25 protein-coding genes are annotated in these 24,133 nt (G+C 35.9%); 4 read left to right on the forward strand and 21 right to left on the reverse strand.

All coding sequences use genetic code 11. The features are described from left to right. Window position 1 precedes the first annotated feature (1 nt). The 16 genes from HMPREF2818_RS06685 to HMPREF2818_RS06760 form a co-directional block, all read right to left on the reverse strand. Window positions 2–1,357, reverse strand: coding sequence for a PTS ascorbate transporter subunit IIC (locus tag HMPREF2818_RS06685; protein WP_000677351.1), 1,356 nt, complete (start codon window positions 1,355–1,357; stop codon window positions 2–4). 12 nt (window positions 1,358–1,369) lie between these two features. Then, window positions 1,370–1,654, reverse strand: a complete 285-nt coding sequence (locus HMPREF2818_RS06690; protein ID WP_000944235.1) for a PTS sugar transporter subunit IIB — start codon at window positions 1,652–1,654, stop codon at window positions 1,370–1,372. A gap of 2 nt (window positions 1,655–1,656) precedes the next feature. After that, window positions 1,657–3,693 (reverse strand): BglG family transcription antiterminator, encoded by a 2,037-nt coding sequence (locus HMPREF2818_RS06695; protein ID WP_000228178.1) that lies wholly within the window; start codon window positions 3,691–3,693, stop codon window positions 1,657–1,659. A gap of 219 nt (window positions 3,694–3,912) precedes the next feature. Next, on the reverse strand, window positions 3,913–5,538 hold the full coding sequence (gene treC, locus HMPREF2818_RS06700) for an alpha,alpha-phosphotrehalase (protein ID WP_000151014.1): 1,626 nt from the start codon (window positions 5,536–5,538) through the stop codon (window positions 3,913–3,915). 221 nt (window positions 5,539–5,759) lie between these two features. After that, window positions 5,760–7,790, reverse strand: coding sequence for a PTS system trehalose-specific EIIBC component (treP, locus tag HMPREF2818_RS06705; RefSeq protein ID WP_000434610.1), 2,031 nt, complete (start codon window positions 7,788–7,790; stop codon window positions 5,760–5,762). Between the two features lie 281 nt (window positions 7,791–8,071). Next, window positions 8,072–8,698, reverse strand: coding sequence for an ABC transporter ATP-binding protein (locus HMPREF2818_RS06710; RefSeq protein ID WP_000171304.1), 627 nt, complete (start codon window positions 8,696–8,698; stop codon window positions 8,072–8,074). Further along, the gene (locus HMPREF2818_RS06715; protein ID WP_000140979.1) at window positions 8,682–9,485 is read right to left on the reverse strand and encodes an ATP-binding cassette domain-containing protein; all 804 of its coding nucleotides are present in this window, start codon (window positions 9,483–9,485) and stop codon (window positions 8,682–8,684) included. The genes HMPREF2818_RS06710 and HMPREF2818_RS06715 overlap by 17 nt, the downstream gene beginning before the upstream one ends. Window positions 9,486–9,496: 11 nt before the next feature. Then, window positions 9,497–10,318 (reverse strand): ABC transporter permease, encoded by an 822-nt coding sequence (locus HMPREF2818_RS06720; RefSeq protein ID WP_000603397.1) that lies wholly within the window; start codon window positions 10,316–10,318, stop codon window positions 9,497–9,499. Continuing rightward, the gene (locus HMPREF2818_RS06725) at window positions 10,315–11,292 is read right to left on the reverse strand and encodes an ABC transporter permease (RefSeq protein WP_000680644.1); all 978 of its coding nucleotides are present in this window, start codon (window positions 11,290–11,292) and stop codon (window positions 10,315–10,317) included. Before HMPREF2818_RS06725 ends, HMPREF2818_RS06720 begins: the two co-directional genes overlap by 4 nt. 112 nt (window positions 11,293–11,404) lie before the next feature. After that, window positions 11,405–13,033: an ABC transporter substrate-binding protein gene (locus tag HMPREF2818_RS06730; protein WP_000170504.1), complete on the reverse strand. Its 1,629-nt coding sequence runs from the start codon at window positions 13,031–13,033 to the stop codon at window positions 11,405–11,407. Window positions 13,034–13,275: 242 nt separating this feature from the next. Further along, complete coding sequence (gene lrgB / locus HMPREF2818_RS06735) at window positions 13,276–14,004, reverse strand: antiholin-like protein LrgB (RefSeq protein ID WP_000421727.1); 729 nt, start codon at window positions 14,002–14,004, stop codon at window positions 13,276–13,278. Window position 14,005: 1 nt separating this feature from the next. Next, window positions 14,006–14,461, reverse strand: a complete 456-nt coding sequence (locus HMPREF2818_RS06740; protein ID WP_000683316.1) for a CidA/LrgA family protein — start codon at window positions 14,459–14,461, stop codon at window positions 14,006–14,008. 169 nt (window positions 14,462–14,630) lie between these two features. Continuing rightward, window positions 14,631–15,371 carry a LytR/AlgR family response regulator transcription factor gene (locus HMPREF2818_RS06745; protein WP_000697630.1) on the reverse strand — a complete coding sequence of 247 codons (741 nt, stop codon included), beginning with the start codon at window positions 15,369–15,371 and terminating at the stop codon, window positions 14,631–14,633. Continuing rightward, window positions 15,352–17,097, reverse strand: a complete 1,746-nt coding sequence (locus HMPREF2818_RS06750; protein ID WP_000930334.1) for a LytS/YhcK type 5TM receptor domain-containing protein — start codon at window positions 17,095–17,097, stop codon at window positions 15,352–15,354. Before HMPREF2818_RS06750 ends, HMPREF2818_RS06745 begins: the two co-directional genes overlap by 20 nt. 26 nt (window positions 17,098–17,123) lie before the next feature. Beyond that, window positions 17,124–17,768 (reverse strand): HAD family hydrolase, encoded by a 645-nt coding sequence (locus tag HMPREF2818_RS06755; RefSeq protein ID WP_000416612.1) that lies wholly within the window; start codon window positions 17,766–17,768, stop codon window positions 17,124–17,126. A gap of 122 nt (window positions 17,769–17,890) precedes the next feature. Further along, window positions 17,891–18,286, reverse strand: coding sequence for a single-stranded DNA-binding protein (locus HMPREF2818_RS06760; RefSeq protein ID WP_000282450.1), 396 nt, complete (start codon window positions 18,284–18,286; stop codon window positions 17,891–17,893). 80 nt (window positions 18,287–18,366) lie between these two features. Here HMPREF2818_RS06760 and HMPREF2818_RS06765 point away from each other — a divergent pair, with 80 nt between their 5' ends. Then, window positions 18,367–19,083 carry a class I SAM-dependent methyltransferase gene (locus tag HMPREF2818_RS06765; protein WP_000186183.1) on the forward strand — a complete coding sequence of 239 codons (717 nt, stop codon included), beginning with the start codon at window positions 18,367–18,369 and terminating at the stop codon, window positions 19,081–19,083. Window positions 19,084–19,136: 53 nt separating this feature from the next. On the opposite strand, the gene ytpR is transcribed toward HMPREF2818_RS06765, so the two are convergent. The 3 genes from ytpR to HMPREF2818_RS06780 are packed head-to-tail and all read right to left on the reverse strand — an operon-like array spanning window position 19,137 to window position 20,400. Then, window positions 19,137–19,763 (reverse strand): YtpR family tRNA-binding protein, encoded by a 627-nt coding sequence (ytpR, locus tag HMPREF2818_RS06770; RefSeq protein WP_000578331.1) that lies wholly within the window; start codon window positions 19,761–19,763, stop codon window positions 19,137–19,139. Window positions 19,764–19,795: 32 nt separating this feature from the next. Next, window positions 19,796–20,119, reverse strand: a complete 324-nt coding sequence (locus HMPREF2818_RS06775; protein WP_000601792.1) for a thioredoxin family protein — start codon at window positions 20,117–20,119, stop codon at window positions 19,796–19,798. Continuing rightward, on the reverse strand, window positions 20,116–20,400 hold the full coding sequence (locus tag HMPREF2818_RS06780) for a DUF4651 domain-containing protein (protein WP_000791272.1): 285 nt from the start codon (window positions 20,398–20,400) through the stop codon (window positions 20,116–20,118). Before HMPREF2818_RS06780 ends, HMPREF2818_RS06775 begins: the two co-directional genes overlap by 4 nt. A gap of 160 nt (window positions 20,401–20,560) precedes the next feature. On the opposite strand from HMPREF2818_RS06780, the gene HMPREF2818_RS06785 reads away from it, so the two are divergent. The 3 genes from HMPREF2818_RS06785 (at window position 20,561) to proC (ending at window position 22,892) form a co-directional block, all read left to right on the forward strand. Then, the gene (locus tag HMPREF2818_RS06785; RefSeq protein ID WP_000660181.1) at window positions 20,561–20,800 is read left to right on the forward strand and encodes a hypothetical protein; all 240 of its coding nucleotides are present in this window, start codon (window positions 20,561–20,563) and stop codon (window positions 20,798–20,800) included. 184 nt (window positions 20,801–20,984) lie between these two features. Then, on the forward strand, window positions 20,985–22,052 hold the full coding sequence (pepA, locus tag HMPREF2818_RS06790) for a glutamyl aminopeptidase (RefSeq protein ID WP_001281321.1): 1,068 nt from the start codon (window positions 20,985–20,987) through the stop codon (window positions 22,050–22,052). A gap of 69 nt (window positions 22,053–22,121) precedes the next feature. Next, a complete protein-coding gene (proC, locus tag HMPREF2818_RS06795; RefSeq protein WP_001867096.1) occupies window positions 22,122–22,892 on the forward strand; it encodes a pyrroline-5-carboxylate reductase in 771 nt (256 codons plus the stop codon). A gap of 20 nt (window positions 22,893–22,912) precedes the next feature. On the opposite strand, the gene HMPREF2818_RS06800 is transcribed toward proC, so the two are convergent. Beyond that, entirely contained in the window at window positions 22,913–23,578 is a 666-nt protein-coding gene (locus HMPREF2818_RS06800; RefSeq protein ID WP_000008111.1) for a CPBP family intramembrane glutamic endopeptidase, read from the reverse strand. 68 nt (window positions 23,579–23,646) lie between these two features. Beyond that, the gene (locus tag HMPREF2818_RS06805; protein ID WP_000905674.1) at window positions 23,647–24,102 is read right to left on the reverse strand and encodes a hypothetical protein; all 456 of its coding nucleotides are present in this window, start codon (window positions 24,100–24,102) and stop codon (window positions 23,647–23,649) included. Window positions 24,103–24,133: the final 31 nt, after the last annotated feature.

The following is a 24,133-nucleotide window of genomic DNA, read 5'->3' on the forward strand; positions in this document are numbered from 1 at the left end:
ATTAACCTTCCTTATGGGTTGATTTTCCAACAAATGAAATGCCAAAAAGTCCAATTAAGATAACTACAATACCAATAACAATAGCTATCGCACCGCCGACATGATTAAGAGCGCCAAGAATGATACCGGTCAAACCAAAATCAGCATCTGAGAATGTTGAACCTTTGAAACCAAGTCCACCTAGTACAGGCATCAAGAAAATCGGCAAGAAACTGATGAGGATACCTTGAACAAATGCACCAATAGTCGCTCCTCTCACACCACCAGAAGCATTACCGATAACACCTGCCGTTGCCCCACAGAAGAAATGAGGAACGACCCCTGGTAAAATGACAGTAGTGCCAGTCACAATCATAACTATCATACTAACCAATCCACCAACAAAACTTGAGATAAAACCAATCAATACTGCATTAGGTGCATAAGGGTAAACAATTGGACAATCCAAGGCTGGTTTTGAATTTGGAACCAATTTTTCTGAGATTCCCTTAAAGGCTGGTACAATTTCACCTAGGATAAGGCGTACACCTGCTAAAATAACGAATACACCTGCTGCAAATTGCCCAGCTAGTTGGAGGGCATAAACAAGACCATTGACACCGTTACTTATTTCTTTTGCAATATAAGCCTCACCAGCAAACACTGCAACGATAAGGTAAATAATTGCCATTGAGATAGTAATACTTACGGTACTGTCACGTAAAAATGATAAACTCTTTGGAAATTTAATATCTTCTGTTGATTTTGATTTATCTCCAACAATTCCACCAATAAATCCACTCAACCAATAGCCTAAAGAACCAAAGTGCCCAAGTGCCACCTTATCATTACCTGTCAGTTGAATCATGTATTTTTGCACAAATGCAGGAGATACGCTCATAATAATCCCTAACGCTAGACCTCCAAAAAGGATGAGCGAGAACGAAGTAAAGCCTGCTACGGCAAAAATAACAGCAATCATACAAGCCATATACAATGTATGATGTCCTGTCAGAAAAATATATTTAAATTTTGTAAAACGAGCAATTAAAATATTAAAAATCATTCCCGCTAACATAATCAAAGCAGTTGCTGAGCCATACTTCGTAAGAGCTACTGCTACAATGGCTTCATTATTAGGAACTACCCCCACCAAATGAAAAGCATGCTCAAACATTTTTCCAAATGGATTCAAGGAATTTTGGACTATCCCTGCACCTCCAGAAACCACTAAGAAGCCAACAAATGTTTTTATTCCACCTTTTACAATATCAGGAACACCTTTTTTCTGCAGTACTAAACCGATAATGGCTATCAAGGCGACTAAAATAGCTGGCGTGCTGGCAATATTAACTAAAAAATCCAATAGACCTTTCATGGCATCAACCTCCTAGATTAAGCCTTTTTCTTGGCAAATACCTGTCACTAATTCTCTCAATTCATCCATATCAATGATACTGTTTAAAATACGAACATCCCCCAGGTGACCAGCTGAATCCTCCAAATCACGACCAACAATCCAAACATCTGCTGCGCTTGGATCTGCTCCACCTAAATCATAATGTTCAACTTCAACATCAGAAACCCCCAAATCCTTCAAAATAGACTCAATATTCATTTGTACCATAAAACTTGAACCTAGACCTGATCCACATGCTGTTCCAATTCTTAACATCTTTAATCCTCCTGTTTTATAATCATTTCAATATCTTGATACCCACGTGAAGCTAACAAAGCTTTAACATTATTATTATCACGAAGTATTGTTGTCAAATGCGATAGAGCTTTCAAATGCGTTTCATTATCAATAGCTGCTATGCATAATAAGAGATAAATTTCCTGTTTGGGGTCATCCAATAAATAAATAGGCTGTTCCAAAACAAGCATTGACATACCGACAGAGTTTACCCCATCTTCTGGTCTGGCATGTGGAATAGCAATACCTTTACCAAGATTGATAAAAGGACCAAACTCTTCGACCTTTTCAATCATAGCTTCTGGGTAACTTTCCGTAATTTTTCCAGAAGCTAACAAGGGTTTTGCCGCTAAACGAATTGCCTCTTTCCAATTCATTTGTTCAGAACTTGTCTGATAAGTTTCCTCTGTTATAAGTTGGTGCAACAAGGGCCTCACATCCTTTCTAAATATATCTTGTTTTACCATTGTCCTCAAAGCCAATTTTAATTCCTCTTCACAATGAACATGAGCGTATTTTTTTATAGTTGCTATTAATTGATCAAGTTGGAAATCGTCAAGGCAAGCTTTGGGAAAATCTGAAATAACCAGTTCTTTGAGCTGTTGTACTTGCTCTGCTGTCATCATCAGCGAAACTAGATAATTAGGTTTTTTTGTTTCTACAAATATAGTAGAAAAGACCATATCGTAAGTTTGATTGTCAATCAGTTTCAGCTGCTCAATTTTAGAGACACGATGAAAATGAATTTGAGGAAATAATCCACGCAATTTTTCCTTAATCACTAAGGATGAACTAACGCCGTTTGGACAGAGTATCAAAGCTTTATAAGACATTGATTGTGTATCACCTGATTGTCTAAGATAGCCTCCAAAGTGAATCACGAAGTAAGAAATTTCACTATCGGGTATTAATCCTACTTGCTCTTCCAAAGGACGTAGTGCCTTTTTAACCAATAGAAATAAATCACTGTAATGCTCTTTAATATTTTGTGTATAACCACTATCGCCAGTTAAACCATATTTCAATCGGAAATAAGCTGGAATAATATGACGCTTCAGACCTTGTAATAACTCTTCTTTATTGGAAAAATTAAGAAGTGAAACAGTTTCCATCTCATCAACGATTGCTTTTGCCAATGCTTCAAAGAAATCATCATCTTTAGTTCCCTCACCTTCAAAACAGCCAGATAAGATCAAGGTAATATAATCTTTTTCTTTCTGATCTAATGGTTTAGATAAGGAAATATCCTGACTTAAATTAGTCACAATAATAGTCGTTAACTCTTTTAATTGTTCAGAAACAATAGGAGAACCCTGCAAAACACGATCTACTGACCTTTGATAACGACACAGTATTAAAATGATAAAATATAAAGATTTCTCAAGCCTATCTTGTATTGGAGAAAGTTGAAAAGATTCATAGAAATATTCTACCGTCTTTTCTAACTTCTCATATGAGAGAGCGAATTTCCAAGAAGACAAGATATAATTCAAAGACCAAAAACCAATGGGAGATTCTAGTAGTTGAGTTATCATCTGAAAAGCAACTTGATGCTTATCCATCTCATCTCCTACTAGACTATATCCCTTTGCTCTTGTATAAGTGAGTGAGATACCTCTTTTTGCTAATTTAGAACGTAGCATCTTGATATCTGATAAAGTAGTATTCTTACTTACTTTCAAAAAATCTTGATAATGCACATTGGAGACAAACTCTCTTCGGCAAAAGCTATAAAGGTAAATCAGACATACCCTTTCTTCCTGAGTTAGGTAAAATTGCTCAGCTTCTAATAAGGAGACAATTTTATCATGCTCTTTTTCATCTCCTAATAACTGATAACGTCCAGCAGAGTGAGCAATAGCTGGTAGGTGATTTTTTGCTAAAAAACTATTGAGATAGTTAATTTGCTCTATGATAACTTTTATTGAAAACTTTGTTTGCACTGTTAACTCATACAAGGAAAGATTTTTCCGAGCTAAAAATACCAACATTATCACAACAGTCTTATTATCAACCATTTGTTTTCCTTTCTATTTTTATTTTATAGTAACCGTTTACATTTTTCTAGGTCATTTGAGCCCAATCTGGCACTACTATCAATTGAATGAATTTGGGCTATTGTTATAGAGTAAAGAAAGAAAAAAGAAAGAAATTGCAAAATCTAGAGCAAGATTCCTTCCCACAAGCAGCACTTAAAAAACCTTTACTTAATTGAATAAGTAAAGGTTTTTTAAATGTTATGACACTAAGATAGCTAAAGTTTGATAAGGTTGCAAAGTAACCGTTTCATCAAGAGTAACATCCTTATAATTTGATAGAAGAACTTGTCCTTGGAGATAATTCTCCGGTAATTTTATCTTAACTTTCTCAGCAAAGAAATTATTTAAAACAAGAAGTTTTTGCTTATCAAGATGGCGTTCAAAAGCATATACTTTTTCGTTATCTTTGAAAGCTGCTTTATAATTCCCGTCAGCTATTATTGGCAGTTGTTTACGTAGCCTTATCAACTCTTGATAGAAAGTAAATATCAGCCCTGTTTTCTCCTTTGCGACATTGATTTCTTTATATGATTTTCCTACTTTCAACCATGGAGCGCCTTCAGAAAAACCTGCATTCGTACTATCATCCCATTGCATTGGTACTCGAGAATTGTCTCGAGATTTCGCTCGAATAATGCTAAATGCCTCTTCTTGTGACTTGCCTTCATCAAGCATTATTTGGTAGGCATTCAAACTCTCAATATCCACATAATCATCCATAGAACTGTAATCGGGATCAAGCATTCCGATTTCTTCACCCATATATATATAAGGAGTACCACGCGATAAGTGGATAGATGCTGCTAACATGGTTGCTCCTTCATTTCGAAAACGTTTCACGTCTACAAAACGATTTAATGCTCGCGGTTGGTCATGATTATTATAGAATAAAGCATTCCAACCATTTCCTTCGCTCATTCCTTCGCCCCAACTATGGAAAAGGTCACGTAATGCAGGAAAATCAAAAGCCATAATGGTCCACTTTTGCCCATCTTTATAATCTACTTTGAGGTGGTGAAAATTAAAAGCCATGGATAACTCTTCACGTTCTGGTGCAGTGTAAAGAATGCAATTTGCAATTGTCGTTGAAGACATTTCACCAACTGTCATGAAGGAATCAGCTTGTCCAAAACTAGCATTATTCAACATCTTGAGATAATCATGTGTTATTGGACGATCAGTATAAGCTGGTTTTCCATCATTAATTGGGCAGTTCTCAAGTATCTCATCTTTCCCAATTAAATTAATCACATCAAATCGAAAACCTTTAACCCCTTTATCACGCCAAAAATTGACAACTTTAAAAAGTTCCTTGCGAACATCGGCATTGCGCCAATTAAGGTCAGCTTGAGTGATATCAAAAAGATGAAGATAATACTTCCCTGTATCACCAAATGGTGACCAAGCATTTCCACCAAATTTAGATACCCAATCTGTTGGATTATCACGTAAGATAAAGAAATCTTGATAGTAGCGATCTCCTGCAAGTGCTTTTTTAAACCACTCATGTTCTATTGAACAATGATTAAGCACCATATCAAGCATAAAATCTATACGGTATTGACGTCCCACCTCAATCATTTCTTCAAAATCGTCCATCTTTCCAAAATCAGGGTTAATGGCTGTATAATCAGAGATATCATATCCATTATCTCGTTGTGGACTCGGATAAAATGGGTTGAGCCAAACCATATCAATACCAAGTTCTGCTAAATAGGGTAATTTTTCGATAATACCACGAAGATCACCAACCCCATTACCAGTTGTGTCTTTGTATGATTTTGGATAAATTTGATAGACAACTTTACGTTTATCAATCGTCATATTCTACTCCTTTCCCAAAATGCTGCTGTATTTAGCAGTCTAACTATAACATCAACTATCATCAAAAATATAACATTTTTACAGCGATATTTGTTCCCATGAGTTTTTTCTTATGTTCAAAATAATTCAAGGAGCTAATGTATTAAGCCCCTCAAACAATTCCTCAAATTACCTCTCATTTTATAAGAGTGCTCTTTTTTAAAAAGGATACCTAATTACTTTTAAATTTTCTTGGCAACCATTAATGCTTGTCCACGTTTTATCTGTTTGGGTAAATCTATCAATTCTTCTGGTCGGAATTCTTCTTGATTAGTAATCAGAATAGGAGTTTCCACAATGTATCCTTCTTCTTTTATCATTGGAATATCGAAAGTAATGAGTTTATCTCCTACTTTTACATTGTCACCTTGGGCAACATGAGAGGTAAACCCTTTTCCTTCTAAATTAACAGTATCCATACCAATATGAATAAGAAACTCAACACCCTCTGATGTTAATAATCCAATAGCATGTTTCGTAGGGAAAAGAACTGAAACTGTCGCATCGACCGGTGAAACTAGTTCTCCATCACTTGGATCGATAACCACTCCCTTCCCCATAATTCCTTGTGAAAAGACAGGATCACTAGCTTGATCCAGTGGTTTAGCTAAACCTGATAAAGGGCTTACTACACTAAGCTTTGTACCTGAGACGACAGCTTTTTCTTTTGCTGATTTTGTTTCTGTTGTTGAAGCAATGACAGCATCAGATACTAATTTTTCCTCTTCAGTTTTTGTCAAAATACCTGATTTTTTAAAGAATAGTGTCAAAAATAAAGGAATAAAGATAGCCACTGCCATACAGATAAAGAAATATCCCATATATTTAACATTAATTGACAGGAAGCCTGGAAGACCGCCTACACCAATAGAGTTAGCTTGGACATTAAAAGTTGTCGCCAAAAGACCTGCCACACTTGAACCAATCATACCAGCAACAAATGGATAAATGTATTTAACGTTTACACCAAAAAGCGCCGGCTCTGTAACACCAAGGTAGGCTGAGATAGCAGCTGGAAGTGATATTTGAGCCTCTTTTTCATCATGACGATGCATAAAATAATAAGCTAGTACAGCTGAACCCTGAGCAATATTTGAAAGAGCAATCATCGGCCAAAGGCCAGTTGTATGTGTTTTTGTATCTGCTATGAGTTGAGTATCGATAGCATTTGTCATGTGGTGCAAACCAGCAATAACAAATGGGGCATACAGGGCACCAAAAATAGCACCAAAGAGCCATTTTACAGGACCAGTCAATCCAATAAGAACGATAGCAGAAATCCATTTACCTAGTGTCCAACCAATAGGTCCAAGGACAGTATGAGCCAAGATAATAGCTGGAACTAAGGATAGAAATGGCACAAAAATCATTGAAACAACTTCAGGAATATGTTTTCTCCAGAAGATTTCTAAGTAAGACAGGCTCAAACCAGCTAACAGAGCTGGAATAACTTGAGCTTGATAACCAATTTTTTGTACTGTAAAGTAACCAAAATTCCAAGACCAATTTTTAGCAATGTCTGCTGCTGAAGTACTAGCTACAGAATAAGCATTAAGTAATTGTGGCGACACTAGACAGATACCTAGAACAATACCGAGGATTTGAGTAGTCCCCATCTTACGAGTCACAGACCATACAATACCAACTGGTAAGAAATGAAATATAGCTTCACCTGGTAACCATAAAAAAGAGTCTACTCCGCTCCAAAACGTTGAAACATCTACTAGAGTATTCCAAATTGGATGCCCAGAAGAGTCTACTTGCCTGACACCATCAACAACTTTTTGACCTAAAAATTCAAATGGAACGGCATCTAAAATATTACGAAAACCAAGGATCAGACCACCAACAATAATGGCTGGAATAATCGGTGTAAATATTTCAGCCAGCATTGTCAACACACGCTGTAAAGGGTTTTGATTTTTTTGGGCAGCCGATTTTGCCGCCTCTTTAGACACACCCTCAATACCAGAAACGGCTACAAAAGCATTATAAAAAATAGGGACATCATTACCAATAATGACTTGAAATTGCCCAGCATTGGTAAAGGTACCCTTGACTGATGGTAACTCCTCAATTACCTTTACCTTAGCTTTACTACTGTCATTCAAAACAAATCTCATGCGTGTGGCACAATGTGTCACTGCACTAATATTTTCTTTACCCCCAATTGCCTCTAACAAGGCTTTGGCATCATGTTTAAATTGTTCCATCTGTTTATCCTTATCTATTTAACGGAGAGTCTGTGACTCCAAGGCAGAAACTTAAAGAAGACTAGCTTACAATATAATTGTAAACGATTACATATCCCTATGCAAATCCTTAGCTTATCTTTTTAAAAAATCTATAAATTATAAAATAATTAGTCAATAATACCCAAAACATTAGAATTTCTCACCAACGTTACCAAAATGTTAGAGTCATGAGTAGGTCAGTCACCCCCAATACTCTCTTAATAAAAAACACCTACTAATTGATATAGTAGGTGAGTTTTTTAATCTCCATTGAAAGATACGATACGATTCTCTTCAATCATATAGCATTGGTTACAAAGTTTCTCTAACATAGCGAAATCATGACTAATAACGATGAGACCTAAATTTCTATCCTTTACAATCTCCAACAGGCTTTTCCATACACTAGCTTGTGTAATACTATCCAACATAGTAGTCATTTCATCTGCAATAAGGTATTTAGTCTCTGGATGTAATGAACGCACAATCGAAAAGCGTTGTAATTCCCCTCCCGAGAGTTCACTAGGGCGACGATTTAGCCATTTTTCTTGAATTCCAAAAGCATCTAGTAAATCTCGACTTGGGTAATAAGCTTCTTCTAAACTTTTTTTCATAGGCCATAAAGGATTCATCGTTTTTTCAGGATGTTGTTGAATAAGTTGTACAGGTCTAAATGCTTTGTTAGGCAAATTACTGCCATCAACTAATACTTCACCAGATCTAGGATGTAAAAAACCTGCAAGCACTTTGGATAAACTAGTTTTTCCACAACCACTTTGTCCAAATATACCTAAAACTTGACCAGGTGCTACCTCTAAATTAATCTCCTTAAAAAGCCATTGATCTTTTTTATGATAAAAGCCAAGCTTTTTAGCCTCTAAGGTCATGAGTAACTCCTTTCAAAAATTCTTGCTGTGGGAGAGAGCGCAATAAACTTCTAGCAAATTCTGTTTGTAACTGCTCTCCATTTCCGCTAAAGAAACTAGCTGGAGCTGTTTCAATAGCTTTTCCCTCTTTAAAAATAGTAATACGATCAGCAATTTGACTAGCTGCTACAATATCATGAGTGATAAATATAACGCTTATTCCTTTATCTGCAAAGGAGCGTAGTTGGTCTAAAACCATTTGCAGAGCATCTGGATGTAATCCAGGGGTGGGCTCATCTGCAATAATCAAAGAAACCTTATCACTAATACACGTTGTAAACAAAACACGTCGGAGCATTCCGCCAGAAAGTTGGAAAGGATACAAGTCACCATCACTTTCTTTTAAACCAAACTGTTGAAACAATCCTTCTTGAGTAGCCTTTGAATTTTCTGAGATACCTAAGCGCACCTGATGTTTGACTTTCATAGATGGATCTAAATAATTAACTGATTGTGGAATCAACGTAATATCTTTTCCTCGCAACTGTTTAATGCGTTTAGAATTTAGTGATTGACCACGATAAATCATATCTCCTGTTACAGATGCATTTTTAGGAAGAATATCCATAATAGCATGTGCTAATAAACTCTTCCCCGAACCACTAGCACCTATAATAGCTAATAACTCACCTTTTTTAATTTCTAAATTCAGCGCTTGTATCGGTGTTGATTGAAATGGTTTTAAAAATCTTCCGTATTGAGTGAAGGTGATGGAGAGGTCTTTAATGCTTAATAATGTTTCTGTCATATCTCTACCTCCTAAAAATGATCAGTTTGAGGGTAAAAGAGTTTCTTTAAAGATTCTCCGATAGTATCAAATGCATTGACAACCAAAATAAGATAAAGTCCTGGAAAGATAACCAACCACCAATTTCCAAGAGAGATATGCTTAGCTGCCTCTGACAGAATGATACCAACCGAAGGTTGTTCGGCAGAGAGCCCAAATCCTAAGAAAGTCATTGATGCTTCATGTAGGATGACATGTGGAAATAAGAGGATAAAACCAATGAAAATTTGAGAAGCAATCAAAGGCAGGATATGATGCCTCACAATATAATAAGGCGTTTTTCCCATACTTTTAGAAAGTTGGACAAATTCTTTATTCTTTAGATGATAGACTTCATTGCGGATAAGCCTTGCTAAAGAAGGCCAATGTGTAACAGCCGTTGCAATGATGACCCCTTGAGCACCTTTCCCAACAACAAAAGAAATGAGAATCATAAAAATCAAATGAGGCATACCAATAAACAAATCAACTAACCATGCTATTATTTTATCAATAATGCTATTTCCTAAACCTGCAAGCACTCCAAAAACTGTCGCCAGAATGACCCCCATAAGGGCACCTAATAAGCCGACTTGTAGAGAGAAATAAAGTCCTTTAATCGTTCTGACAAACATATCCCTACCTAAACCATCTGTCCCAAAAAGATGGTTTAATGAAGGAGCAAGGTTCCGTAAAGCTGCATTGGTTTGCAAGGGAGTACTATGGAAATAAAGATTTAAGGCTAGAATACTAAGAATGAGAGAAATGGCGATACCCAGTTGCCATAAAACAATAGTTCGACGTCTCAATATCATACTTTTCTCCTTAACTGTGGATTGATTATGCTATTTAAAATATCCGCAATAAGATTGCCCGCAAAAACAAATAATGTCCCTATCATCACAATAGCTATAAGTAGCGGTGTATCACTTTTAAGTCCTGCTTCAGTTAGGGTAGACCCTAGTCCTGGATATGAGAAAACTTGCTCAGCAAGAACGGATCCTCCAAACAATTCTCCAAAATAGGAAAAATGCAGTGTAATAGCTGGTACGATAGCATTTCTAAGACAATGATTTTTAAAAATTTGCCATTCCGTTTCCCCACGCGCTCTGGCAAATAAGACATATTCACTAGAAAGTACCGACATCATTTTAGTTCTAGTATGAAGAGTTACATTGGCAATGCCTAGAATACTTAGCGTGAAAACAGGTAAAATAAGGTGCTTAATACGATCAGCTAACGTAATATCTTGACTCAAAGTACCTATCGGAGAAGAAATACCAATCGGGAACCACCCCAGCTGGACAGAAAAGATTAATAAAAAAATGAGCCCAATCCAAAAAGTTGGTACTGATATCTGAAGGTAAGAAAACCACCTTACAATTCGATCAAGCAATTTCCCTTGATGGAAAGCTGATAAAGTTCCTAAGATAAATCCAATAAGACCCGATAAGACCCAGGAGAGTCCCATAAGTATGAAAGAGGCACCTGCCCGTGATCTAATAATATCAATAACAGGTTGCCGATAAACTAGTGAAGTCCCTAAATGTCCCTGTATAAAATTTTTTAACCAAATAAAATACTGGACCGGAGCTGGCTTATCCAAGCCATAGTGGTGAGCAATCGCTTTGTACTGAACAGGGGTTAGTGACGTGTCATAATTGACACTTGCCATGACTGGATCAACCGGTGATTGTTTTAGTAAAATAAAGGTCAAAATTGATACTCCAAAAACGAGTGACAAACACCTAAGTATCTTCCAGATAACTACAGTGGTAATATGTTTCACAGATAAATCTCCTTAATTGTTAAAAAAGGAGTCGAGGAAACCATTCACACCATAAGGTGTACATTGTTTTCTCTGACTCCAAACTTAAAGTAGCCTACATTAACTAAATTAGTTACTTAGCAGATTCATCCCAAGTCCATTCAGCAATGTTAGTCAATAATGACCAATCATGACCATGACTATGGACACCTTGTTTACCTACATTGATACGTTTATCACCAATATAAGTATGGTTAAGACTCACCAACCATACATTTGGTAAATCTCCAAGAGTGGAAGCACCTGTTTTGCCATCCCACTGAGCTAACTTCCAATATTTGTTAGCTTTATCAAGGTCGGGAGATGTCATTGCTTTGTCAAGGTACTTAGTCACAGTAGGATTGTTATAAAAAGTAATATTGGTCCAACCTTTACCAGCTAAACTTGGGTAATGTGATTCATAAAATTGCTGCGCATGATGACGTCCTCCCGCATAAAGTAAGGCTGAATCATGTGACTTAGTTGCCATTTCATCCCAGTTACTAGCCTTGAGTTTAATAGTAATACCTAAGGCTTTAGCTTGCTCCGCTACTTCAACGGCTAAGTTTGCTCGTAATTGATCATTAGTAGGGTAGTAAAGGTCAAATTCCGCTTTAAGATTTCCTTTTTTGCGGCTACCGTCTGCTTGTTCTTTCCATCCAGCTTTTGTCAAAAGTTGCTTAGCTTTAGCTACTTTATTATCTTTAATTGCTGTTTTTGGATTCCAGAATGGTGTTCTATCAATAATTGAATAAGCTGGTTTACCATAACCATTTAAAACAGTATCCAGAACTTTTTGTCTATTTAAACCAATAGTCAAGGCTTTTCTGATTGCTGGATCACTAGTGACATCATTTCCTACTGGATAACCGTCTGGTGAATTTTTCACAACACCTTTCTTCACATAAGGTAGCGATAACCCACGAACATCATTTGAAGCAATATCTAGAAGACGTGTTCCTTTGACTTTCTTGCTAGCAAGCTCTGGCGTTGCGTAAATCATGTCAACATCACCAGATTCTAAAGCAGCTAGTGCTGTATTTTCATCAAGTAATACCCAAGTCCACTTTTTAAAATAAGGCTTTTTACCGTGCCAATATGGATTTCGAACGAAGATTGCTTGTTCTCCAGCCTTATATTCTTTTACCATGTAAGGTCCTGAACCGATAGGATTGCTCTTATACTTATCATTGTAATGTTTTTTAGGGACGATTGGGATTTCTGTCAACTGTGCTGTAAATGTCGAATGCGCCTCAGTCAAATGAATATTTACCTGGTTTTTCCCAACTACTTCAACATTCTTAATAAAGGTCAAATCCCAAGCTTTTCCATCTGCTTTCAACATATCATAAGTAAACTTAACATCGTCAGCAGTAACAGGCTCACCATTGGAGAATTTAAAATCATCATTTAAGTCGAACGACCACGTTAAGCCATCCTTAGAGATTTTATATTTTTTAGCAAGCTCTCCTTTTATATCTAGTTCAGGAGAACGTTTCAATAGGGTACTATGAGTAATATTACCTTCATTATGGATTCCATAACGGTCCTTTGGATCGAATTCATGAGGAAGCTTTGCCCCCATAGAAACAACCAATTCATCTTTGGGTCGTTGTTTTCGTGTTCGCTCCTTTGTTTGTGAATTTTGATTTTGACAAGCTACTAAAAAGATACTCGCCAGAAACAAAGCAACAAAAGAGATGTACTTCAAATATTTAGTCACTATTAAACCTCCTTTTTTAATTGATAAATAATATTTTTGACAACTTTTTTCATTATAACAAGAAAAAAGTAGGAGAACAATTACTTAACTGGTTAATTAGAAAATTTGTTATTTTATCATTAATAACTTAAAGTTAGGTAAAACACAATTCTAGACTCTAGCTCATAAACCATGTTAATCCAATGTATTTTAATAGACATCATAAAAAGGCTGAATAAATTCAGCCTTAACCACGCTATTAGTTATAGCAAACCAATCAAATGACTAAAGATAGGAATAACCAAATCAACTACCAAACCGATAACCACCACCGCTATAGCTGCCATCGCACCTTGCAGTTCTCCCAATTCCAATGCAAAGGCTGCTCCGACTGTATGACCAGAGGTCCCTAGACCTAATCCTGCACCAATCTTACTATCATTCAAATGGAAAAATGACACTAATTTTTTACCTAATGCATAAATAATAACTGCATTTAAGATACACGCCATTGCTGTCACAGCTGTGTTCCCTCCAATTGCTGCTGTTATTGGAAGAGCAATTGCTGTTGTTGCTGCTTGTGGCAACATTGAAGCAATTCCGACTTGACTAAGCCCAACCATTTTAGAAATAGCGACGATAAGCATAAGGGAAACAATCATACCGATTACTAAACTGCTGAGAATTTCTACCCAATATTTTTTAACAACGTCATTTTTCTTATAGAGAGGAACTGCAAAAGCAATTGTTGCTGGATTTAAAAACCAAAATATTAAATCGCCACCTGGTTTATAAGCTTGTGTATAAAATGTCTTAACATCGGTTCCTAAACCTTTTGACATAAGCCAAAGAATGACAATACCACTAACCATTGCAAAGAAAAGAGGCTGCAAAAGGAAGAAACCTTTACTCTTCTTAAATAAATGTTGTCCTATCGTATAGAGTATTAAAGAAAAGCAAATACCAAAGATGGGTGTTTTTAAGAGTTCCATATTATTTTTCCTCTACTTTCTTACTATAGTGGTTAGGTAATATCTTTTTAAATAAATCTGTGACACTGAGTTCTCTGATAGCAAGTATTAATCGTGCAACGTATGCTACCACTACTAACATAACAACAGTTGAGATTGTAATAACAGCAACTAGTTGCAAGCCTTCAGCTTTTAGGATATCAAGGTTCGCTGCTACTGATATTCCTGAGGGGACAAACATAAAACCAATCATGCTTATCATCAAAGCCCCAAAAGAGTCAACCCACTCTACCTTGATAATTTTAGCAGTTAGCAATACGTACATTAGCACCAAACCAATAACCGTCGTTGGGATTGGTAGTGATTTCGGTAATAACATTGAAATCATTTGTGAAACTAATAGAATAGCTGCATATATTGACATTTGAATAAACATTGGAGCTTCTTTTGTTTTGGTTTCTTTACTGGTGTGTTTCATAGTCACTACCCCTTCCTTTTATTACAATGTTTTAACTTGTTTTATTGATAGCTATATTGTACTTCAAAATAAATAAAACGTTTTCATTTTCAGCCTCAGTTACCAAAAAAAGAAGCCGAATTGCAAATTCAAGCTTCTAAACAACAAAGGGAAGTTCGCAAAAGCACTTTTACATGGTTAAATGCTCATTTAGGTCTTTTAAATACGATCGACCTACTGGAAATTTCTCTCCATTAGACATAATTAGTAACAAAGTATGATTAAACCAAGGTTGAATTTCCTCAATCATCTCTAGATTAATCACTGTGTTTCGATGAATCTGGAGAAAATATGGTGCTACAGCGCGTGACTTAAACCAATTGAGTGTTTTCCGAATAGTGTAAGTTTTCTGAACTGTGCTAACAGTTAATTCGCCATCTTCAACACTAGCTGCAACGATATCTTGCATTTTAACAACAACACTGCGATCTGATAATGTCAAGGTTAACAATTCAACACTAGCTTTTTTAGGTATTGCTTGCTCTACATCTGAAGCAGTGGTGAGTTGGCTCAATTTCTTCACTTTTGATAGAGCCATATCAACGCGCTGTTGTTCAAACGGTTTCATGATATAATCAACAGCGTTACTTTCAAAAGCTTTCACAGCGTAGTTATCATAAGCTGTCGCAAAAACAACAAGTGGGGGATGTGCAAGTTGGCTCAACTGATTAGCCAAAGTAAAGCCATTTTCTTCACTAAGAGAAATATCTAAAAAAATTAAATCAATTTGCTGTCTAAATAAGATTTTTTCAGCTTCACTGATATCCTCAGCCTGAAAAATCTCAGGGTTGTCAACCTCCTGGCTATGTTCAACTAAAAACGATAATTCTTGTCTGGCAAACATTTCATCATCAAGAATTAAAATTTTCATGCTCATCCTCCCTTATTCTATTAGGTATTCGATACCAAACTTTTGTACCATTCTTGTCGCTCGAAAAATGAAGGCAACTTACACTACCATATAATAAATTCAGCCTGTTATTTAGATTAACTAGAGCAGTACCTGTACCCTTACTCTCTGCAACTGTTTCTTGACCTAATTTATCAATGATAGTATCTGAGATTCCTTGTCCATTGTCACTAACAGAAACACAATAATAATGACCATCTGGCTTTATTTGAACCAATATATGGTTGTCCGTCTTACGTTCTTTGAAAGCATGTCTAACTGCATTCTCTACCAGTACCTGTAAACCAAAAGGCGGTAACTTCATTTTTTCTGGTGCACTAATATCATAAGATAACTGATATTTATCAGGGAAACGTAATTTTTCAACATTCATATAAGCATCCACATGTGATTTTTCTTGCTCAAGCGTTACCTCACGATCCTGACCACCTTGCAAACTTGTTCTAAAAAAAGTACTTAACTGCATCAGTGCATAACGTGCTTTATCAGAATCAATACGGATTAATGCACTAATTGTGTTAATGGCATTAAAGAAGAAATGAGGGTTGATTTGTGCTTGTAAAGCCTTTATCTCTGCCATACTGGCTAACTTATTTTGTTCCTCTGTTATCCCCATTGCCAGTTGTCCTGAAAATATTTGCGCTAAACCAAGGACTAGGTTTTCCTCCACCTCAGACATTGTCTTATCTCCTGCAAAGTACATTTTTAAGGCACCCACAGTTTTATCATTTATTTTTAGAGGAACTACAATAGCAGAATTTAACTGACAGTTGTGATCTGGACAAGAAATCGCCGCTTTATCTTGCGCAATTCTTGGTTCGCCATCAAAAATAACACTTTTAGATAGGTCTGTTTTGACTGGTTGTCCTGCAATATGGTGATCATGGCCAACACCAATATGAGCTAATACGTTTGACCGATCTGTTAATCCTACAGCATCAAAGTTAGTATGCCTCTTTATAATTTCGCAAACGCTCCTAGCAGATTGCGGTGTCAAACCTTGTCTGAGGTAGGGCAGAGTCTGTCGAGTCAATTCAAGAACATCTCTCGTTTGAACTGCGCGTAACTGACTTTCATTTGACAAATAAGTTTTCAAAATCGCAAGGAAAAGTGTGGAACCTAAACTATTTAAAATCATCATTGGAATGACAATCATTTTGACAAGTTCCCATCCTGTAAAAATACCAACAAATAGCATCTGGATACTTTCGGCAATAATACTAATTAAAATAACTTGGCTTGTTGAAGGGTAGAGATGGTTTTCCTTAAGCTTATCACCAATCTTTCCGCTAACAATGCCGACTAGAACTGAACTGACAATATAGAAAGAACCTGAAAAGCTTCCTTGAAAAAAGCGATGAACTCCTCCAATAAAACCAACAATTGATCCAACCAGAGGTCCACCAACCAAACTTGCCGTTGTAATAACTAAAGTCCTTGTATTAGCAAGTGAGTCAGAATGGGAAATCGTTGTTAGAAAAGGGCGCTCGACCAAACTTCGATCCCCTTTTATTTCAATTCCTGTTATATTAGATATAATAACAAACAAGCCGAAAATGATGACAAGTACTACCGTTTCACGTTTAGACCGCTCTTCAATTAACTGTCTGAAATAACTATTATTTACCAATAAAAAGGCTAAAATCATAATAATTCCTAGCCTTTGGAATAACAACACCATCAACATATGCTTATCCTCCTCAAGATACCATTTTACTCCGGAAGATAAATATAGATATCTTGATAATCTGAAATAACCTTGTCTGCCATTGATAAATCTTGCGGTGGATAATCAGGATTAGCAAAGCCAAAGCAATACATTCCTGCTGCCTTAGCAGCTAAACTCCCATTTCTTGTATCTTCTATAACTATACAAACTTTAGGGTCTACATCTAAAAGCTCTGCAGCTCTAAGAAAAACATCTGGTGCTGGTTTAGAAGACGATACATCTTCTCCTGTAACCATGTATTCAAAGCATTCTGTCACACCCAACTCTTTTAGATTACGCTTAATATCTACCATTGGAGATGAGGACGCAACTGCTAAGCGATAGCCATGTTGGTGTAACCAATGAATCAGTCGCTGAGCTCCTTTGATGGGCCTAACACCATCACGCGCCACAATCGCTTGTCGACGTCTGTTCATCTCAGCAATATACTCTTTTACTGTTTTCGGTAAGCCAAACTCCTCTTTCATAGCTTGCCACATGAATTCAAAAGTAGTCCCCATGTACTGGTATTGATACGAGACGTCCGTATCAATACCCTCCTCACGTAACATTTCTGTCTTATTATCTAAAAACGTGTACTCGGAATCAACAATAACGCCGTCCATATCAAAAATAATGACTTTTTCCATCTTAAACCTGCTTTCTATCCCCTTTATTGTAATCGTTTGCCTTTCTATTTTCAATAAAAAAAGGTTGCTCCCACAGAAAGCAACCAGTATATTTAGAAATGATATTTTGAGAGTGATTTTATTTAAAAGGGGAGCTCCTCTTCTTCCAATACTAAATCTGACAAATCACCAGAAATGTTATTTTCACGCATAGCACGTTGGGAACGGCTTTCTAGCAACTGAAATGATGATGCTAATACTTCAGTGATATAGTGCGTTTGACCATCCTTTTCGTACTTGCGCGTACGCAATTCACCATCTACTGAAATTAAAGAGCCCTTTGTCCCATAGCTCGCAAGGGTTTCCGCTAGACGACCCCACATAACCACATTAATAAAATCTGCTTCACGCTCACCATTACTTCCTTTAAAGCGTCTATTAACAGCAACAGTTGCACGCGTTACTGACTTGTCAGTTGGTGTTTTTACCATCTCAGGCTTTGCTGTTAGACGCCCAATCATAATAACTTTATTATACATTGACTACCTCCTCACTATTATTATTCGAAAATAAGGAAGAAAAATGCTAAAATATATGAAATTGTTCTGGGAGAATTAAGATGACAAATGTAACTAGTTATAAAGAAATGCTGGCTAAACCTTGGGGAAAAATACAATATGAAATAACTTTTGCTCAATTAAGCCATATCAAAAATCAGAACGTTTTAGATTTTGGAGCTGGTTTTTGTCTCACCGCACAACATCTAGCAAAAGAAAACAATGTAACTGCTATTGAACCCAATCCTAAACTGCTTTACGATAATCAAAGTGACAATATTTATAAAATCCTAGGTTCCTACGAAGCATTAAGAGATTTGCCTAATCAAAGTTTTGATACTATTATTTGTCATAATGTTCTTGAATATATAGACAAACATAATCATCCTGCTTATTTTGACGAATTTTCTCGACTTCTAAAACCTAATGGAGAACTATCTCTCATCAAACATAATATAACCGGTAAAATATTACAATCAGTTATTTTTAGCAATGATACCTCCACTGCGATGGAACTCTTAACAGGAGAAGCAAACTTTAAAAGTGCCAGTTTTGACCAGGGAAATATTTATACCTTAGAAGAACTAAAACAAAATACAAATTTATTAGTTGAACGTTATCAGGGTATTCGTACCTTCTATTCATTACAACCAAACCATTTTAAAACTGAAACTGGTTGGCTAAACAAAATGCTTGCTATTGAGCTAAGTGTTGCTGACAAAGCTCCTTATAAAGATATTGCTTTTTTGCAACACATCACACTTAAAAAGTCATTGTAACTTCTTAAGTTTACAACTAAAAATCAACTTAGCTGAAGCTAAGTTGATTTTTACTAATTTTTCCAATGTTTATTGGCGTCGAAAGACTCTCCAACAATTACCTGATCAGATAATTCAATGATACCTCTGACTTGAGGAGCATTTGGAAGAGCTAACTCGCGAGCACTACATAACATTCCAAAGCTATCTTCTCCACGAAGTTTTCCTGGGAAAATAAGGCTACCATTTGGCATCATAGCTCCTGGAAGAGCTGCAACTGTTTTAAGACCTACTGAAGCATTAGGTGCCCCACAAACGATTTGAACCGTCTTCCCATCGTTGATTTCTACTTGACAGATGTGTAAATGGTCACTATCTGGATGATCAATCATTTCTTTAATTTGTGCCACAACAAATGTAGGTTCAATATTATTAACAAGAGAGTCTTCGAATCCTTCTTTCAGTAGTTCTGCATTAAGGATTTTAATATCTTGATCAGATAAAGTTATTTGACCTGCTCCCTCAATAACAATTAAACTTGACACTTCAAAGATATTCCAAGCAACTGTTTCTTTACTATCTTGCAGATAGACGCGTGCTACTTGTCCGCGACGATCAACATCTAGCTTAGCTCCTTGACTATCCTTAACAATAACCATTAAGGTATCACCAACATGTTCTCTATTATAAGTAAAAATCATTTATTCTCCTTTAAATTTTGCTATTTTCTGTCTTATTTATGGTTAATTTCAGCGAGAAATTTAGTAATTTCAGCCTTTGTTTTGCGATTCTTATTAACCAAACGACCCAGTTCCTGACCATTTTCCACAACAACGAAACTCGGAATCCCAAAAATATTCCACTGCTGAGCTAATTCTATATAGTCATCACGATTAACACGTACAAAGACAAAATCTGAGAAATCTTTTTCAATTGATGGCATTACTGGATATATAAATTGACAATCTGGACACCAATCTGCTGTAAAAAAGAAAACAACTTTCTTAGTGCTATCAATATAGGCTGCTATTTCTTCATAAGATTCTAGTAAAATCATTTACTCACCTCCACATAATCAAGAACACCTTGACGATAAATGAATTCGAAAATTCTGCCATCTTCCAAGACAAGACCACCACTGGTCATTTTAATATCAGATTCAAATTCATTAAAATAAAATACCTGAATATCACCCATCTGACTAAAAAATTCTCTTAAGGTCTGAGTGATTTGCTGACGTTTATAATCTGTTACTTTTTTAGTTAGGGTATAACCAGCAGCTGCCAGTAAACCCACACCAGCAAGGCCAGTCCCAAATAAGATTTTTTTATTTTTCATAACTGTTATTATACCATACCCCCCGGAATTAGACACAGGAATTGATGGAAGAAATCCACATAACAGTTATGAAAAAAAACAACTCATTCCTTGTGGTATAATAGGATGACATTGTCTTAAGATACCATTATGGTTAATCATTCAAACAGAAAGAAAAAACATGAAAGAAAAATTATTAGTACCTGCTTTAAATTGTTTGCTAGGTCTACTCTTCCTAGGTGATCACTGGTTTTTATTTCGTCTTCAAAATGGAGAACTTTTTGCTATTGTGACGCTAATACTGCTTTGCACAACTTCATTTTTAATCAATAAGAATCACCCCAAAAATTTGACTTTGATTTCTATGATTATCACTTTTCTAGCCGTATTATCTTTCCTATCTACCTTTTTACTAGCTTAAGCCGATAAACATTATCTCCGTTGTATTCAACCCAGTTTTCACTATAACAGGCTTTGTCAATCATAACAGTCTTCTGGTAGTACTTGATATTCTTTTTGAAAGTCTTTATATTGACTGAAACCTGTTCTGTTCTTTATTTTTAATTAAAAGGTGCTAAAATAGTATTTGTAGAATTGAGGTAATTATGTCAGATTTATTTAACAAAATTAAAACCGTAACTGAGCTTGATGGGATTGCTGGCTATGAACACAATATCCGCAACTTCCTTCGTCAAGAAATAACTCCTTTAGTTGATCAAGTTGAGACAGACGGACTTGGTGGAATTTTTGGAGTTAAAAATACTCATGAGACTAATGCTCCTAAAGTCATGGTTGCTGCCCATATGGATGAAGTCGGCTTTATGGTTAGTCATATTCAGCCAGATGGAACATTTCGTGTACTTGAGGTTGGAGGATGGAATCCCCTAGTAGTCAGCTCACAACGCTTTACCCTCTACACACGGTCTGGTGATGCTATTCCTGTTATATCAGGCTCAGTTCCTCCTCACTTTCTTCGTGGACAAAGCGGTGGAACGACATTACCCAAAATTAGTGACATTGTTTTTGATGGAGGATTCACAGATAAAAATGAAGCTGAAAGCTTTGGCATTGCTCCTGGCGATATCATTGTTCCTAAATCTGAAACCATTTTAACTGCAAATCAAAAACATATTATGTCAAAAGCTTGGGATAATCGCTATGGTGTGCTTATGGTGACCGAATTGCTAAAAAGCTTAAAAGATCAAAGTCTTAGCAACACACTTATTGCTGGGGCAAATGTTCAAGAAGAAGTCGGACTTCGTGGCGCACATGTTTCAACAACTAAATTCAACCCAGATATCTTCTTAGCTGTCGATTGTTCCCCAGCTGGAGATATTTATGGGGAACAAGGCAAAATAGGAGAGGGAACCTTAATCCGTTTTTATGATCCCGGACATATCATGCTTAAAGATATGAGAGATTTCTTGCTTACAACAGCTGAAGAAGCAGGTATAAAATACCAATATTATGCTGCAAAAGGTGGTACCGATGCTGGGGCTGCTCACCTAAAAAATAGTGGTATTCCTTCTACAACTATCGGTGTCTGTGCACGCTACATTCATTCTCATCAAACACTCTACGCTATGGATGATTTTCTACAAGCACAAGCTTACCTTCAGGCTATCGTTAACAAATTAGACCGCTCGACGGTGGATATTATTAAAGGTTATTAAGATAGAAAGGATGGGAGTTTCATAAGGTAGACACATTTTAGTATCTCCTTTCATCCCCATATCAACATTATGAAAATTGGAATTATCGGCGTTGGAAAAATGGCCAGTGCAATTATTCAAGGCCTCAAACAAACCCAACATGACATTGTCATATCCGGATCTTGCTTAGAGCGTTCAAAAGAAATTGCAGAAAGACTTGATGTTACTTACGCCGAATCTCATCAGTCATTAATCAATCAAGCTGATATTATCATGTTAGGTATTAAACCTCAACTATTTGAAAAGGTTCTTCTTCCACTTGATATCACAAAACCAATCATCTCAATGGCAGCAGGAATCTCCTTAGCGCGTTTAAGCCAATTAACTCGTTCTGATTTACCATTGATTCGTATTATGCCAAATATTAACGCACAAATACTTCAAAGTTGCACAGCTATTTGTTACAACAATCATGTATCGGATGAGTTACGACAATTAACCAAAGAAATTACGGATAGTTTTGGAAGTAGCTTTGATATAGCAGAAACCAATTTTGATACCTTCACTGCTCTAGCAGGTTCTAGCCCTGCCTATATCTATCTATTTATAGAAGCCTTAGCTAAAGCAGGTGTAAAATATGGATTTCCAAAAGAACAAGCACTCTCTATTGTAGGACAGACTGTCTTAGCTTCTAGTCAAAACCTATTACAAGGACAAAATAGCACCTCTGACTTAATCGACAACATTTGTAGCCCAGGCGGAACTACTATTGCTGGCCTTTTAGACTTAGAAAAAAATGGTCTGACGCATAGTGTTATTTCTGCCATTGATGCTACTATTGAGAAAGCAAAAAAACTTTGAGCAAATTGCTCAAAGTTTTTTTAGTTATTCATCATTGTACTGATTAACACGCTATAAGCAAGAGCATTGTTAATAAAATGAACCATTATACTATATTCTAAGTGCTCAGTTTTATAATAAACAAAAGATAAAATAGCACCCATCCCAGCATAAATAATAAAACTACCTATATCAGAAGGGGAATGAATAAGAGCAAAAGCTAAAGTACCGATGACAAAACCCCATTTTTGATGTTTCGCAAAAAGTTCTTTAGGGATAATATAGCGAAATATAATTTCTTCCATAATAGGGGCACCAATTATGGTAAAAATTAACATCAAAGCTAGTGGAAGTTGCTTTGTTAATTCCATAATTACTGTTTGATTTGCTGTATCTTTAACCCCTTGCATAGTCATAATGAGGTAACCAATAATTTGTGGAACCCTCAATGATAACCAACCTAAGAAAATAGTAACTAATGCTTTCCTTGTCAATAATGCTTTCCATCTAATTATTTGTTTAACCTTGGCATAATAAAGGAAAAGAGCAATAATAAGTAATTCTAAGCCAATTAACAATATACTAGTAAAAGGCGTTTGATAGTGATTCTTTAGGAGCCACACAGCCAATATAGGAACAAGTTGATTAATAACTAAAAATGCTATTAGCAAAGCTAAAATTTTGCCTTTTCTAATAATAAATGACACAAAAACCTCCAAAATAAATTATTAACTTTTTTCTATCATAACATATTTTCAAATCTTATAGACTTATCTCACAATAACTTCTGTAAAATAAAGTAAATTAATAAATAACCATATAAAACAAAAGAGAGTATCAATAGCAAGAACTTTGCATAGGAAAAAGTTATACCAAACCAGACATTAATCAGACACAATACCACTAAAACAAGGACAGATAAAAGGAAAAGGAGTCGACAAGACATATTAGCAATAAATTGATTACGCTCATCAAAAACTTTGGTATAGTAATGTTGAAATCGCTTTTCACTAAATGTTATCACCAAAAAATAAAAACTTCCTGCAAATAAGGCAATACCTGAACCAAAGGAAAAACCTTTAGTAAAATTAGATTCAAAGGTATGTAGAAATGATGATACTATCATAATCAAACTACATACACTAAAAACAAAAGACAAAACTCTCATATATACTTTGTAATCTTTCGGAGATACTTTACTATTGGGTGACAATAATCCTTTTATTAACATAGAATACTACTTTCTAAAACTTCAATTTAAT

The organism is Streptococcus sp. HMSC076H09, assembly GCF_001811765.1.
Classification (GTDB): domain Bacteria; phylum Bacillota; class Bacilli; order Lactobacillales; family Streptococcaceae; genus Streptococcus; species Streptococcus agalactiae.